Below are 14,239 nucleotides of genomic sequence, written 5' to 3' on the forward strand. Positions count from 1 at the left end.
ACACAACCTCCTGAATGATGAAAGGGGGCGGCTAGTTGACGATGTGCATCGCGCGAGCCGCGTCCGTGATGCTGCCCGTGAGTGAGGGGTACACCGAGAAGGCGCGCGCCAGCTGGTCGACGGTCAGGCGGTGCTCGACGGCAAGCGCGACGGACATGATCAGCTCCGAGGCGTGCGGTGCCACGATGATCCCGCCAATGACGGTGCCGGATCCTGTGCGGGCAAACAGCTTCACGAAGCCGTCCTTGATCCCCATCATCTTCGCGCGCGGGTTCGACGCCAGCGGCAGCTTGTAGACCTCGCCCTGGGCGATGCCATCCTCGATCTGCTTCTGCGTCCAGCCGACTGTCGCAATTTCGGGCTGGGTGAAGATGTTGGATGTCACGTTCCGGAGCTCGATCGGGGTGACACCGTCGCCCATCGCATGGAACACCGCCGTGCGGCCCTGCATCGAGGCGACGGAGGCGAGCGGCAGGAAGTCCGAGCAATCCCCCGCGGCGTAGATGGACGGCATGGATGTACGCGCCACCCTGTTGACGCGGATGTGGCCGGATGCCGTCAGCTGCACTCCGGCCTCCTCGAGGCCGATGCCGGCAGTGTTGGGAATGGATCCGACGGCGAGCAGGCAGTGGCTGCCTTCGACGGTGCGGCCGTCGGACAGCGTTGCGATGACCCCGTCTTCGGTGCGGGTCACGGATGCTGCGCGCGACTTCGACAGCACCTCCATGCCGTTTCGCTTGAAGACGTCTTCGATCACTCTCGCTGCGTCGGCGTCTTCGCCGGGGAGCACCTGGTCGCGGGACGAAATGAGAGTGACCTGCGAGCCGAGGGCCGTGTAGGCGGAGGCGAATTCCGCCCCGGTCACCCCCGAACCCACGACGATGAGGTGCTCGGGAACCTGCTGAAGCGTATACAGCTGCGTCCAGGTCAGGATGCGCTCGCCATCCGGAACCGCGGTGTCCAGGATGCGCGGGCGTGCGCCCACGGACACCACCACAGTGTCTGCGTCGATCTCATCGAAATCGGTGCCGACCCCGCCCTTGCCCGTGGAGACGACGAGGCGCTGGGGGCCGTCGAGGCGGCCCTCGCCCTGGACTATGCGCACTCCCGCTTTGATGAGCTGCGACTTCATGTCTTCTGACTGCTGCCTGGCGAGTCGCATGAGCCTGGCGTTGACGGCCGCGAGGTTCACGGTGACTTCGGGTCGCACCGCTCTCCCCGACTCTGAGCGGGTGAAGAACTGCACACCCAGGTCGGCGGCTTCGCCGATGCCGTTGGTGGCTTCGGCGGTCGCGATCAGGGTCTTCGACGGCACGACGTCGGTGAGCACGGCAGATCCGCCGACGCCCTCACGCTCGACGAGGGTGACCTCGGCACCGAGTTGCGCCCCGGCGAGGGCCGCCTCATATCCGCCGGGCCCACCTCCCAGGATCGCGATGCGTTGCGTTCGCTCGAATTCGTAGGCCATTGCCCAATTGTCGCAGAATAGAGTGGGGGGATGTCGCAGCAGACCTTCACGCACCCCCTCGATGACCCGGCAGCAGATCCCTTCGCGATCGCCGCCACCGCGGCAGCGGAAATTGCAGAGAGAACCGGGGTCGAGAAGCACGATATCGCCCTCACCCTCGGCAGCGGCTGGGCGAAGGCCGCCGACCTGATCGGAGAGACGACGGCGACGATCCCGGCCACCGAGATCACCGGGTTCGGCAAGCCGGCCCTGGCCGGCCACGTCGGCACACTGCGTTCTGTGTTGTTGCCGACCGGCAAACGCGCGCTCGTCATCGGCGCACGCACCCATTACTACGAGGGCCACGGAGTCCGTCGCGTCGTGCACTCCGTCCGCACGGCCGCCGCCACCGGCGCTACCACCATGATCCTGACCAACGGCGCTGGCGGCATCCGGGAAACCTGGACCCCCGGCACCCCCGTGCTCATCAGCGACCACATCAACCTGACCGCAGACTCGCCACTCGAGGGCGCGACCTTCATCGACCTGACCGACCTCTACAGCGTGCGACTGCGCGACCTGGCCCGTTCCGTGGAGAGCGGCCTCGACGAGGGCGTGTACTGCCAGTTCCGCGGGCCCCACTACGAGACTCCGGCGGAGGTGCAGATGGCGAAGACCATCGGTGGGCACATCGTGGGCATGTCCACCGCGCTCGAGGCGATCGCGGCCAGGCAGTCCGGCATGGAGATCCTCGGCATGTCGCTGATCACGAACCTCGCGGCGGGCATCCAGAAGACTCCGCTCAGTCATGAGGAGGTCATCCAGGCCGGCAAGGATGCCGAGTCCCGTATCAGCAGCATGCTCGCCCGAATCGTGGCAGCACTGTGAGCGATCACGTGCAGAGCGCGGGCCTGCTCGCCGACGCCAGGACATGGCGCGACCAGGATCCGGATGCCGTCACCAGGGCCGAGCTCGACGGGCTCATTTCCGCCACAGAGGCCGACGACCCCGCCGCCGCCGCCGCGCTGACCGACCGCTTCTCCGCCCGGCTGGAATTCGGAACCGCAGGTCTGCGTGGCGAGCTCGGCGCCGGACCACGACGGATGAACCGCGTGCTGGTGACCCAGGCGGCTGCGGGACTCGCCGCCTACCTCCTCGAGCGCGAACCGAGCCCGAGCATCGTGATCGGCTACGACGGCCGGCGCAACTCCGAGGTCTTCGCCCGCGATACGGCCACGATCATGGCCGGAGCCGGCGTGACGACGACCCTGTTGCCACGCCACCTGCCGACCCCCGTGCTCGCCTTCGCCGTGCGCCACCTCCGCACGAGCGCCGGCGTGATGGTCACCGCGAGCCATAACCCCGCCAACGACAATGGCTACAAGGTCTACCTCGGCGGGGCCGACCACGGTTCCCAGATCGTGCCGCCCGCCGATGGGCTGATCGCCGCCGACATCGCCCTGGTCTCGACAGTCTCGATCGACGAACTCCCCCGATCGACCGACTTCATCGTCGCCGATGACTCGGTGATGCTCGAGTATGTGCGCCAGACGGCGACAGTGGGTCATCCGGCAGCTCCGCTGACGTTCGTCTACTCGGCGATGCACGGGGTCGGGTGGGAGACGGCGCAGCTGGTCTTCGAGGCGGCAGGCTTCGGCACACCGGAAGTCGTGACCGAGCAGATCGAACCGGATGCCGCGTTCCCGACCGTCGCGTTCCCCAACCCCGAAGAGCCCGGTGCGATGGATCTCACGTTCGCTCGGGCTGCGGAGGTGGGAGCCGATCTCGCCATCGTGAACGACCCGGATGCTGACCGGCTCGCTGTCGCCGTCCCCGGACGGGATGGGTCGTGGCGCAGGCTCAGCGGTAACGAGGTCGGCTGCCTGCTCGGCTGGCGCGCGGCGGAGCGAGCCACGGCCGGGCGAGCCACGGATCGCGGCACCCTGGCCGCATCCATCGTCTCGAGCCCTGCCCTGCGCGCGATCGCAGCGGAGTACCGGCTCGGCTACGAAGACACGCTGACGGGCTTCAAATGGATTTCGCGAGCCGATAATCTCATCTTCGGCTTCGAGGAGGCCCTCGGTTACCTCGTCGATCCGCAGATCATCCGCGATAAAGACGGCATCTCTGCCGCCGTCGACTTCCTCGCCCTGGCGTCCGAGCTGAAGGCCGACGGTCGCACTATCGACGACCACTTCGACAGCTTCGCCGAGCGTTTCGGAGCGTACGCCTCGAGCCAGGTGTCGCTACGCTTCGACGACCTGTCCCAGATCTCGGGAACCATGACGACACTGCGCTCGAACCTGCCGGCTCGGGTGGGGAGCATCGCCGTCGACCGGATCGACGACTTCATCGACGGCTTTGAGCAGTATCCGCCCGGCGACATCCTGCGCATCCACCTCGAGAGTGGAAGCCGGGTGATCGTGCGCCCGAGCGGCACAGAGCCGAAGTTGAAGATCTACATCGACGCGTCGAGCACCGAGGGTGATGCCGGCGAGCGCAGAGCAGCAGCCGGTGCCGTGGTCGCCGAGCTGGAGGCGGGAATGCGGGCGCTGCTGGCCGTCTAGCGGTCAGCCCAGCGCGGCCTCGAGCTTGGTGCTGAGCTCATTCGTGTCGAAATAGTTCTCGATGACGATCACGTCAGCGAACGTCGTGCCGATCGCGGCGACGAACTCAGCCGACGTCAGGATGACCTGGGCGTCGGCCGCGACATCCTGAACAGAGCCGATGTCGGCAGCGATGACCGTGGCCTCGATGTCGAGTTTGGCGAGCACGCGCTCCGCATTGACCTTCAGGATGCCCGAACTGCCGATCCCCGCGCCGCAGATGGTCACGATCTTCACAGCTGCTCCCTCATAGCTCCACCGCGCCCATGATTTCCTGCACCTGATGCGCCGTCGTTGCAGCCGCCAGGTCAGCGATGGCCGACGAGTCGTTGAAGACGTTGGCCACGGCGGCCACAGCCGCAAGGTGGGTGTCGGCCGAGGCTATCGCCAGGCCGAGCACGACACTGACCGGATCATTGTGCGGGTGTCCGAAGTTCACGGGCGTGGCCAGGGTCACGATCGACAAGCCATCGGCGATAACCTCCGGCCCCGGCCGGGCGTGTGCGAGGGCGAGCCCGGGCGCGATGACGACGTACGGGCCATTTTGTTCGATCATCCGGATCATCTCGCCCGAATATTCCACCTTTGCCGAGCCGGAACGGGTGAGCGCCTCCCCGGCAAGGATCACGGCGGCACGCCAATCGTGCGCCTCCGCCGCTAGGACGATGGCGCTCTCCGGAAGCGGGGGAAGCGACATCAGGCCGCGTCGAAGCCCGCGGTGATGATGTCCGCGAGTTCTTCGCGCTCCTCCAGCGGGAGGAACGACGATGCCGCTGCGTTCAGCTGGAACACCGCGAGGTCGGTGAGGTCGTAGCCGAACGTCTCAGAGAGGAGGAAGAGTTCGCGGGTGAGCGAGGTTGCGCTCATCAGCCTGTTGTCGGTGTTGACGGTGACCCGGAATCCGAGCTGGTACAGCAGGTCGAAGGGGTGGTCGATGAGCTCGTCGCCCCACTGTTCGATGGCACCGGTCTGCAGGTTGGAGCTCGGGCTGAGCTCCAGCGCGATCTCACGGTCCTTGACCCACTGGGCGATCGGCCCGAGCGTCACATAGGTGTTCTCGTCGTCCTCGCTCGAGGTGGTGATGTCTTCGGCGAGCCGCACGCCGTGGCCGAGCCTCAGCGCGCGACCGTCGAAGAGGGCGCCGCGGATCGATTCGAGCCCGTCGGCTTCACCGGCGTGAATCGTCGCGGGGAGATAGTTGCGTGCGAGGAAGTCGAAGGCGTCGCGCATCTTTCCGGCGGGGAAGCCAGCCTCGGCTCCCGCGATATCGAAACCGACGACACCGTTGCCGCGGTGGCGAACGGCGAGTTCGGCGATCTCGAGCCCACGGTCCGCGTGACGCATCGCGCTGATCAGCTGGCCGACCCGGATGCTGCCACCGGCGTCCGCAACATCGTCCGCTCCAGCATCCAGGCCCTCCTGCACGGCCTCGACAGCCTCGTCGAGGCTCAGCCCGCGGGCGAGGTGCTGCTCGGGAGCCCACCGGATCTCTCCGTAAACCACGCCGTCGGCGCCAAGATCCTGCACGAATTCGCGAGCGACCCGCGTGAGGCCCTCCTTCGTCTGCATGACCCCGGTGGTGATGTCGAACGTCTTGAGGTACTCCACGAGCGATCCGGAATCGGACTGGTCGGCGAACCAGGTCGCGAGCCCCGCGGCGTCGGCCACCGGCACGGCCATGCCGACGGCATCCGCCAATTCGATGATCGTCTGCGGGCGCAGGCCACCGTCGAGGTGGTCGTGCAGGGAGACCTTGGGGAGGCTGGCGATGTTGGCGCCGCCCCCGGGCATTGTGTAGTCGTCGACCGCGCTGTTCATAGGGATCAATCTACCGGTTGGTCGCTGGGCGGTAACCTCATATCCGATGCCGAACAAGATCATCCTGGACTGCGATCCGGGGCACGACGACGCCATAGCCATGCTGCTCGCCTGGGGCAGCCCAGAGATCGAACTGGTCGGCGTGACGACCGTCATGGGCAACCAGACCATCGAGAAAGTGACGCGCAACGCCCTCTCCGTGGCGCGCGTCGCCGGGATCACCGGTGTGCCGTTCGCGCGCGGGGCACACCGGCCCCTCGTGCGGCAGATCGAGGTGGCGGAGAGCATCCACGGCGAATCGGGACTGGACGGGCCGAGACTTCCCGAGCCGACCCTGCAGCTCGATTCCCGGCATGCCGTCGACTTCATCATCGACACCATCATGGCCGCGGAGATCGGCGAGATCACCCTCGTACCGACCGGAGCCCTGACCAACATCGCGATGGCCGTGCGCAAGCAACCCCTCATCGTCGAGCGGGTGAAGCAGGTCGTGCTCATGGGCGGTGGGGTGAATGTCGGCAACTGGAGCGCCACGAGCGAGTTCAATATCGTCATCGATCCCGAAGCTGCCCACATCGTGTTCAACGAGCCGTGGCCGCTCACGATGGTGGGGCTCGACCTGACCCACGAGGCGCTCGCCACTCCGGACGTCGTGGATGCCATCGCTGCGGTGGGCACGGCGCCAGCCCGATTCGTCGGCGAGCTGCTGGAATTCTTCGGCGAGACCTACCGTGACCAGCAGGGGTTCGAGCATCCACCGGTACACGATCCCTGTGCCGTGGCCTTCGTGATCGATCCGACCGTGATGCAGGTGACGCGAGTGCCGCTGGACATCGAACTGACCGGCACCCTCACGCTCGGGATGACCGTCGCCGACTTCCGCGCGCCGGCCCCCGCCGACTGCACCACCCAGGTCGCGGGAAAGCTCGACCACTCCAGATTCTGGGCCCTCGTGGTCGATGCCCTGCAGCGCATCGGCGATCCGGAACAGTGACCCGCCCCGCCCTTTCATTATTCAGGAGGTCGCGTGACGGGTGAGGTCAGCGGGGGCGAAGTGAACTCCTCCGCCTCTCCAGTCACACCAACCACGTGACCTCCGGAATGATGAAAGGTGTCAGTCGACGCGACCCGCGACGAGCGGTCCACCGTCCTCCACGGGATCGCCGGCAGCACCGATGCGGTAGGCCCCCTCGAGCGCCTCGATCGCTCGGTCGAAACGCTCGGGCTCATCGGTATGCATGATGAACAGCGGCTGGCCCTTCACGACGGTGTCTCCGGGCTTGGCGAGCAGGTCGATTCCGGCGGCATGGTGCACCGGATCCTGCTTGCGCGCGCGCCCCGCGCCCAGCCGCCAGGCCGCGATGCCGAAGGGCAGAGCCTCCTGCGCGACGAGCACACCGTCACGGTCGGCGAGCACTGGCTGCGATTCGCGCGGGGTCGGCAGCGCCGCATCCGGATCCCCACCCTGGGCCGAAATCATGCGGCGCCAGGTGTCCATGGCGCGGCCGTCAGCGAGGGCCGCCTCGACATCGGCATCGGGCTGGCCGGCGAGAGCCAGCATCTCTTTCGCGAGGGCGACAGTGAGCTCCACCACGTCCGCCGGTCCGCCACCGGCGAGCACCTCCACCGATTCGCGCACTTCATTCGCGTTGCCGATGGTGAGCCCGAGCGGCACGTTCATGTTGGTGAGGAGTGCGACGGTCTTGACTCCGGCATCCGTGCCGAGGCGCACCATGGTCTCGGCGAGTTCGCGACTGCGAGCAGGGTCTTTCATGAACGCGCCAGAGCCGAACTTCACGTCGAGCACGAGCGATGCCGTGCCTTCCGCGATCTTCTTGCTCATAATGGATGACGCGATCAGCGGGATGGCCTCGACGGTGCCGGTGATGTCGCGCAGGCTGTACAGCTTGCCGTCTGCTGGTGCGAGACCGGTGCCTGCCGCGCAGATGACGGCGCCCACCGAACGCAACTGGGCGTAGAACTCCTCGTTGGAGAGCGCTGCGCGCCACCCCGGGATGCTCTCCAGCTTGTCGAGCGTGCCACCGGTGTGTCCCAGCCCGCGGCCCGAGAGCTGCGGCACGGCCACGCCGAAGGACGCCACGAGGGGCGCGAGCGGCAGTGTGATCTTGTCTCCGACCCCTCCGGTGGAGTGCTTGTCGGTCGTGATCCTGCCGAGGCCGTCGAACGAGAGGGTCTCGCCCGAGGCGATCATGGCGAGAGTGAGGTCGCGGATCTCTTCGCGCTCCATGCCGTTCAGGAAGATCGCCATGGTCATGGCAGCCATCTGCTCGTCGGCGACGTATCCGCGGGTGTATGCGTCGACCAGCCAGTCGATCTGCGCGGTCGTCAGGGCCCCGTGGTCGCGCTTGGTATGGATGAGGTCGACGACATCGAAAGCTTCAACAGCCATGGTGGTTTCCTAAAAAGTGGGGTGAGAGCGTGGTGTGAGACACAGCGGGGTTGGGGTGTCGGGCTATTCGGCCCGGTACGCCTCGAGGGTGCGCGGGCCGAAGGCATCCGGAATGACGTCGTCGATGGTGCGGATTCCGGACACGGTGTCGAGAAGCATGCCTTCAGCGGAATGCTCGAAGAGCAACTGTCGGCAGCGCCCGCACGGCATGAGCGCAGCCCCGTGCCCATCGACGCAGGTAAAGGCGACAAGCTTGCCGCCACCCGTCATGTGCAGCGACGACACGAGCGCGCACTCGGCGCACAGGGTCAGGCCGTATGACGCGTTCTCGACGTTCGCTCCGGAGATGATGCGACCGTCGTCCACGATGGCGGCAACGCCGACGGGAAACTTCGAGTACGGCACGTACGCGTGGGTGGCCGCCTCGTTCGCGACCGCTCGCAGGGCATCCCAGTCGATGGTGTTCGAATCGATGGTCACGATTTCACATACGCCTTTCCGGATGCGGCCGGTGCTCTCACCTGGCCCACGAGGCCCGCAACGGCGAAGATCGTGACGAGGTAGGGCAGCATCAGCATGAACTGGCTGGGCACGGGAGAGCCCACGATGCTGAGCACGCTCTGCAGGTTCGAGGCGAACCCGAAGAGCAATGCCGCGAGCGTTGCGCGGATCGGATCCCAGCGGCCGAAGATCACGGCGGCGAGGGCGATGAAGCCTGCGCCGGCGGTCATCTCCTTATTGAAGGCACCGACCGATCCGAGCGTGAAGTACGCCCCTCCGAGTCCCGCGATGGCACCGGCCAGCGAGACATTCCAGAATCGCGTGCGGTTGACGTTGATACCGACGGTGTCTGCCGCCTGCGGGTGCTCCCCGACCGCGCGCAGTCTGAGGCCCCACTTCGTCTTGAACAGGGCGAACCACACCACCGCGATCGCGACGTACATGATGTAGATGATGATCGTCTGGCGGAACAGTACGGGGCCGATGATCGGGATCTCACCCAGCAGCGGAATGGGCAGCCTGTCGAACCGGGGCGGGGAGTTGAGCACATCGGAGTTGGGGCTCAGCACCTTGGAGAAGAGGAAGCTTGTGAGCCCGATCACCAGCACGTTCAGCACGACACCGACGATCACCTGGTCGACGATGTACCTGATCGAGAACGTGGCAAGCACGAACGAGACCAGCACTCCCGCGACGATGGCTGCGAGCAGTCCGGCGATGAGCGACTGCGTGAGGGATGCCACGACCGCCGACGCGAAAGCCCCGGCCAGCAGCTGGCCTTCGATCGCGACGTTCACGACACCGACGCGTTCCGAGATGACACCGCCGAGCGCACCGAAGATCAGCGGAGCGCTCAGCCCCACGGCACCGACGAGCAGTCCGGGCACCGGGATGGTGGCGCCGGCAGCGGCCCAGGTCAGGAATGCCACCAGGAACAGCACAGCGAACAGGGCGGTCAGCCAGAGCGGTGTCTTCCTCGCACGGGACGACAGCATGGCCGAGAACACTGCAGCAGCGAACAACAGGATGACGACGACGATCGTCACGATCGTCACGTTCGCCGACACGGCCGGAAGCTGGATCAGGTCGCTGTCGGTCGAGAGTCGGAACGTCGTGATGCCGTCGCGCGCACCGATGGTGAACAGCAGCAGCGCGATGATCGCGAAGACTCCCAGCCCGATGGGCGGCTTCCAGTTCTTGACTTCCGCCGTGGCAAGGCTGATGGTCGTGGCCGGCACGACCGGGGTCGAGATGCTCACTTGGTCACCATCACCTTCGGGTTGACGGCGCGCGCCCGACGCATGGTTCCCGGTATCGGCAGCCTGAAGATGGCGCGAACCAGCGGGGGTGCCGCGATGAACAGCACGATCAGCGACTGCACGACGAGCACAATGTCGACGGGAACTCCCTGAGCCGCCTGCATCGAATATCCGCCTGCCTTGAGCGCACCGAACAGGATTCCGGCGAAGAACACGCCAACGGGCTTCGAGCGTCCCAGCAGTGCGACGGTGATCGCGTCGAATCCGATGCCGGCATCGATGCCCTCACCGAATCCGGTGGTCACCGTTCCGAGCACCTGCGCCACGCCGGCCAGGCCGATGAGCCCGCCCGAGATGAGCATGGCGTAGACGTAGATGTTCTTCACGTTGATACCGGCGACGCGAGCCGCGTGCGGGTTCTCTCCCACGGCGCGGAACTGGAATCCGAGGTTGGACCTGTTAATGAGGTACCAGACCCAGGCCGTCGCGGCGATGGCAAAGATGAAACCCCAGTGGAGGTTGTATTTGGCGCCGAAGAGCTCGGGGAAGATGGCCGTCGGTAGCATGGCCGGCGACTTCGGGTTATTCGATCCCGGAGCCTGGAGCGCACCCTCTGTGCGCAGCAGGAAGGAGATCAGGTAGAGGCCGATGTAGTTCAGCATGATCGTGACGATCACCTCGTGGGCACCGGTACGAGCCTTCAACAGCCCGGCGATTCCTCCCCAGAGCGCCCCGGCCGCGACGCCCGCGATGATGGCGACGATGAGGTGCAGCGGGAACGGCATCGGAACGGCGAAGGCGACGTAGCCCGCAGCGCCAGCGGCCACGAGCATCTGACCGCGACCACCGATGTTGAAGAGTCCGGTGCGGAACGACACCGCGACGCCCAGCCCGGCGGCGATCAGCGGGGTCGCGAAGGTCAGCGTTTCTGTGAGCGGCCTGATCCCATCGGCGAACCCCGGGCGCCTGAAGTTGTAGATCGAGCCCTGGAACAGCGCGGAATACGCTCCGGATGCCGCGTTCCAGATGGCCTGAAGGGTGTCGCCGGGCCTGGAGAAGAAGTAACCGGATGCCGCCTGTACGTCTTCGTCGGTGAAGGCGATCAGGATGGCACCGACGAGCAGCGCCAGCACCACAGCGAGGACCGAGATCATCGCATTGCCGCCGACGATGTCCCTCAGCACCTGTTCGGTGCGCGAGGACTGCTGGGGCTCGGTCGTGGGCTTCACCGGGGCCTCGGTGGCCTCCGGCTGCACCGGCGGGGGAAGTTGTTCGCTCATGCTGCGCTCTCTGCCGATCGGGGCACTTCGCCGGCCATCATGAGGCCAAGCACTTCTCTGGGGGTGTCTCCGGGAACGATGCCGACGATCGTGCCGCGGTACATCACCGCGATACGGTCCGCGAGCGCGACCACCTCGTCGAGCTCGGTGGAGACGACGATGACGGGGATTCCAGCATCCCTGGTCTGGACGATCCGTGTGTGCACGAACTCGATGGAACCCACGTCGAGACCGCGGGTGGGCTGGGCAGCGACGAACAGGCTCAGCTCACGGCTGAGTTCGCGCGCGAGCACCACCTTCTGCTGGTTTCCCCCGGACAGCCGCCCCACATGAGTGCCGATGCCTTGCGCCCTGATGTCGAACTCCGTGACTTTCTCGCGCGCGAATTCGTCGAGGTAGGCCAGCTGCAGGGTTCCCATCCTGACGAACGGCGCCGTGTGGTACCGATCGAGCATGAGGTTCTCGGAGATGGTGAACTCTCCCACGAGCCCGTCTTCCGTGCGGTCTTCCGGGATGAACCCGACGCCGGCATCGAGAGTCTTGCGCACAGACCCGCGGATCGAATTGCCGTTGAGGTGGATGCCGCCGGTCACCTTGTGCTGCAGGCCCATGATGGCCTCGACGAGTTCTGTCTGGCCGTTACCCTGCACGCCGGCGATGGCGAGAATCTCGCCCTCGTGCACCGTGAAGCTCACGTCGTTGACGACGATCTGGTTGCGCGGGTCGATGACAGAGAGGTGGTCGACGACGAGTGCTGCCTTGCCGGGATGCGCCGGCCCCTTGTCGACGGTCAGGTCGACGGCACGGCCGACCATGAGGGAGGCAAGCTCTTCGTTGGTCTCCGTAGGCGATGCCTCACCGACGACCTTGCCGAGCCTGATCACGGTGATCCGATCCGCGACCTCGCGGACCTCCCGGAGCTTGTGCGTGATGAAGACGATGGAGGTGCCCGTGGCCTTGAGCTGGCGCATGATGACCATCAGCTCGTCGGTCTCCTGCGGGGTGAGCACGGCTGTCGGTTCATCGAAGACGAGAACCTTCGCGTCGCGCGACAGGGCTTTGATGATCTCCACGCGCTGCTGCACGCCCACCGGCAGATCGTCGACGAGTGCATCCGGGTCGACGTCGAATCCGAATCGACTCGAGATCTCACGGACCTTCTCGCGTGCCCCGGCGAGGTCGAGTCGACCACCGAACGTGGTGTCCTCGTGCCCGAGCATGACGTTCTCGGCGACCGTGAAAACGGGGATCAGCATGAAGTGCTGATGGACCATCCCGATTCCGGCTGCCATGGCGTCACCGGGTCCACTGAAGTGCTGCACTTCGTCGCCGAGCAGGATCTGCCCCTCGTCGGCCTGGTATAGGCCGTACAGCACGTTCATGAGCGTGGACTTGCCGGCGCCGTTCTCACCGAGAAGGCAGTGGATCTCGCCCGGCTCGACCGTGAGATCGATGTGGTCGTTGGCGACCAACGAACCGAATCTCTTGGTGATTCCGCGAAGTTCTAGCTTCATGTCAACCAATCTAACCTGCAGACAACTCTGTCTTCATTCGGGATATAGAACGACGTGCTCCGGCTTATTAAAGAGGGCGGGGAGGCCAGCTGAGCTGACCTCCCCGCCCCTAGTTCTGCCTAGAGAACCTCTTCAGGCAATATTAGCCGAGGTAGGACTCGACCGGGATCGTTCCCGAGATGATGTCTGCCTTCAGCTGGTCGAGCTCACCGGCGAGAGCCGGGTCGACCTTGGACTCGAAGTTGTGGAACGGTGCGTAGCCGACTCCGTCGTTCTCGAGCGTTCCGATGTACGGGTCAGCCGAGAAATTGCCGGCAGCCGCGTCCGTGACGACGGCGGTGGTTGCCGTCTTGATTCCCTTGAGGATCGAGGTCAGGATGACGTCCTCGGTGTCGGGGTCGGTCACGAACAGGTCGGCGTCCACTCCGAGGAGGGCGATGTCCTTGCCCGAGTCGGCGATGGCGGCAACGGCGCTCTGGTAGATGGGTCCACCGACGGGCAGCAGCACGTCTGCACCCTGGTCGATGAAGTTCTGAGCGGTCGACTTGGCAACGTCGTTCGCTTCGAATCCACCGGTCACCGTGTAGGTGTCAGGGGTTGCCGGGTCGTAGCCGAGGACCTTGACGTCCTTGCCCTTCTCGGTGTTGAAGTACGCGACGCCCTGGGCGAATCCATCGGAGAAGATCGAGACGGTCGGGAACGGGAGTCCGCCCCAGGTCGCGACAATCCCCGACTTGGTGTAGCTGGCCGCTGCGTAGCCTACGAGGAAGGCAGACTGTGCGGTGTTGAAGAGGATCGGCTTGATGTTCGGTGCGTCGACCGTGCCATCGAAGTCGTTGTCGGCTGCGTCATCGATGATGGCGAATTCGACGTCGGGGTTGGCGAGAGCTGCCTCGACGGTCGCTGCCGAGAGCGCGAAGCCGACGGTCACGACGAGGTTGCAGCCCTCGGCGATAAGCCCATCGATGTTGGGAGCGAAATCTGAGTCTGATGCCGACTCGACGGTGATCGGCTCGACACCGAGCTCATCTGCAGCCTCGGTCAGTCCTTCGAATCCGAGCTGGTTGAACGAGTTGTCTTCGAATCCACCGAAGTCAGAGACCATGCAGGGGATGAAGTCGCTGGCGGCGGCGGTGCCGTCATCTGTGGTTTCGGGTGCTGCTGCACAACCGGCGAGCACGATGGCGCTCGCTCCGACCAGTGCAATGCCGCTGACGACGCGGCCGCGTGAGGTGATTCTCAAGGTGTCCTCCAGGGTGCTGTCCAACCATCAGGGCTGGGACATATTGGCTACAGGCTACAGATTTCCCTGTATCGCTGACAGTAGAAATGACAGCCGAAGCGGAATGGTTACCAAACCGCGACTGCTCCGAAATCAACCTGACATATGCCGCGGCCGTGAGC

General features: G+C 65.5%; 13 protein-coding genes. 3 read left to right on the top strand and 10 right to left on the bottom strand.

Features of this window, described 5'->3' with window-relative positions; translation table 11 throughout:
- Positions 1–31: 31 nt before the first annotated feature.
- Positions 32–1,468, bottom strand: a complete 1,437-nt coding sequence (locus tag IWX81_RS11835) for an NAD(P)H-quinone dehydrogenase (RefSeq protein ID WP_199281518.1) — start codon at positions 1,466–1,468, stop codon at positions 32–34.
- A gap of 30 nt (positions 1,469–1,498) precedes the next feature.
- Between IWX81_RS11835 and IWX81_RS11840 the strand changes: the two genes are divergently transcribed.
- Positions 1,499–2,335, top strand: a complete 837-nt coding sequence (locus IWX81_RS11840) for a purine-nucleoside phosphorylase (protein ID WP_199281519.1) — start codon at positions 1,499–1,501, stop codon at positions 2,333–2,335.
- Positions 2,332–4,014, top strand: coding sequence for a phospho-sugar mutase (locus IWX81_RS11845; RefSeq protein ID WP_334594030.1), 1,683 nt, complete (start codon positions 2,332–2,334; stop codon positions 4,012–4,014). The genes IWX81_RS11840 and IWX81_RS11845 overlap by 4 nt, the downstream gene beginning before the upstream one ends.
- A gap of 3 nt (positions 4,015–4,017) precedes the next feature.
- On the opposite strand, the gene IWX81_RS11850 is transcribed toward IWX81_RS11845, so the two are convergent.
- The 3 genes from IWX81_RS11850 to IWX81_RS11860 are packed head-to-tail and all read right to left on the bottom strand — an operon-like array spanning position 4,018 to position 5,871.
- Entirely contained in the window at positions 4,018–4,290 is a 273-nt protein-coding gene (locus tag IWX81_RS11850) for a PTS sugar transporter subunit IIB (RefSeq protein WP_199281520.1), read from the bottom strand.
- Positions 4,291–4,300: 10 nt separating this feature from the next.
- Entirely contained in the window at positions 4,301–4,750 is a 450-nt protein-coding gene (locus IWX81_RS11855; RefSeq protein WP_199281521.1) for a PTS sugar transporter subunit IIA, read from the bottom strand.
- On the bottom strand, positions 4,750–5,871 hold the full coding sequence (locus IWX81_RS11860; RefSeq protein WP_199281522.1) for an adenosine deaminase: 1,122 nt from the start codon (positions 5,869–5,871) through the stop codon (positions 4,750–4,752). Before IWX81_RS11860 ends, IWX81_RS11855 begins: the two co-directional genes overlap by 1 nt.
- A gap of 46 nt (positions 5,872–5,917) precedes the next feature.
- Here IWX81_RS11860 and uriH point away from each other — a divergent pair, with 46 nt between their 5' ends.
- Positions 5,918–6,865 (top strand): uridine-preferring nucleoside hydrolase UriH, encoded by a 948-nt coding sequence (gene uriH, locus IWX81_RS11865; RefSeq protein ID WP_199281523.1) that lies wholly within the window; start codon positions 5,918–5,920, stop codon positions 6,863–6,865.
- A gap of 120 nt (positions 6,866–6,985) precedes the next feature.
- Here the strand turns inward: uriH and IWX81_RS11870 are convergent, their stop codons facing one another.
- From IWX81_RS11870 to IWX81_RS11895, 6 genes are all read right to left on the bottom strand, one after another.
- Positions 6,986–8,281: a thymidine phosphorylase gene (locus IWX81_RS11870; RefSeq protein WP_199281524.1), complete on the bottom strand. Its 1,296-nt coding sequence runs from the start codon at positions 8,279–8,281 to the stop codon at positions 6,986–6,988.
- A gap of 63 nt (positions 8,282–8,344) precedes the next feature.
- Positions 8,345–8,761 (bottom strand): cytidine deaminase, encoded by a 417-nt coding sequence (locus IWX81_RS11875; RefSeq protein ID WP_442977743.1) that lies wholly within the window; start codon positions 8,759–8,761, stop codon positions 8,345–8,347.
- The gene (locus IWX81_RS11880; RefSeq protein ID WP_199281525.1) at positions 8,758–10,041 is read right to left on the bottom strand and encodes an ABC transporter permease; all 1,284 of its coding nucleotides are present in this window, start codon (positions 10,039–10,041) and stop codon (positions 8,758–8,760) included. Before IWX81_RS11880 ends, IWX81_RS11875 begins: the two co-directional genes overlap by 4 nt.
- Positions 10,038–11,321 (bottom strand): ABC transporter permease, encoded by a 1,284-nt coding sequence (locus IWX81_RS11885; protein ID WP_199281526.1) that lies wholly within the window; start codon positions 11,319–11,321, stop codon positions 10,038–10,040. Before IWX81_RS11885 ends, IWX81_RS11880 begins: the two co-directional genes overlap by 4 nt.
- Positions 11,318–12,835 carry an ABC transporter ATP-binding protein gene (locus IWX81_RS11890; RefSeq protein ID WP_199281527.1) on the bottom strand — a complete coding sequence of 506 codons (1,518 nt, stop codon included), beginning with the start codon at positions 12,833–12,835 and terminating at the stop codon, positions 11,318–11,320. The genes IWX81_RS11885 and IWX81_RS11890 overlap by 4 nt, the downstream gene beginning before the upstream one ends.
- Before the next feature lie 142 nt (positions 12,836–12,977).
- Positions 12,978–14,078 carry a BMP family lipoprotein gene (locus IWX81_RS11895; protein WP_199281528.1) on the bottom strand — a complete coding sequence of 367 codons (1,101 nt, stop codon included), beginning with the start codon at positions 14,076–14,078 and terminating at the stop codon, positions 12,978–12,980.
- Between the last annotated feature and the right edge of the window lie 161 nt (positions 14,079–14,239).

Source organism: Salinibacterium sp. CAN_S4 (assembly GCF_015752305.1).
In the GTDB taxonomy this organism is placed as follows: domain Bacteria; phylum Actinomycetota; class Actinomycetes; order Actinomycetales; family Microbacteriaceae; genus Rhodoglobus.

Bases quoted from the DNA above. Each gene is read 5' to 3' on its own strand.
- IWX81_RS11835 (WP_199281518.1), bottom strand. From the start codon at position 1,468: ATGGCCTACGAATTCGAGCGAACGCAACGCATCGCGATCCTGGGAGGT.
- IWX81_RS11890 (WP_199281527.1), bottom strand. From the start codon at position 12,835: ATGAAGCTAGAACTTCGCGGAATCACCAAGAGATTCGGTTCGTTGGTC.
- IWX81_RS11870 (WP_199281524.1), bottom strand. From the start codon at position 8,281: ATGGCTGTTGAAGCTTTCGATGTCGTCGACCTCATCCATACCAAGCGC.
- IWX81_RS11855 (WP_199281521.1), bottom strand. From the start codon at position 4,750: ATGTCGCTTCCCCCGCTTCCGGAGAGCGCCATCGTCCTAGCGGCGGAG.
- uriH (WP_199281523.1), top strand. From the start codon at position 5,918: ATGCCGAACAAGATCATCCTGGACTGCGATCCGGGGCACGACGACGCC.
- IWX81_RS11860 (WP_199281522.1), bottom strand. From the start codon at position 5,871: ATGAACAGCGCGGTCGACGACTACACAATGCCCGGGGGCGGCGCCAAC.
- IWX81_RS11840 (WP_199281519.1), top strand. From the start codon at position 1,499: ATGTCGCAGCAGACCTTCACGCACCCCCTCGATGACCCGGCAGCAGAT.
- IWX81_RS11885 (WP_199281526.1), bottom strand. From the start codon at position 11,321: ATGAGCGAACAACTTCCCCCGCCGGTGCAGCCGGAGGCCACCGAGGCC.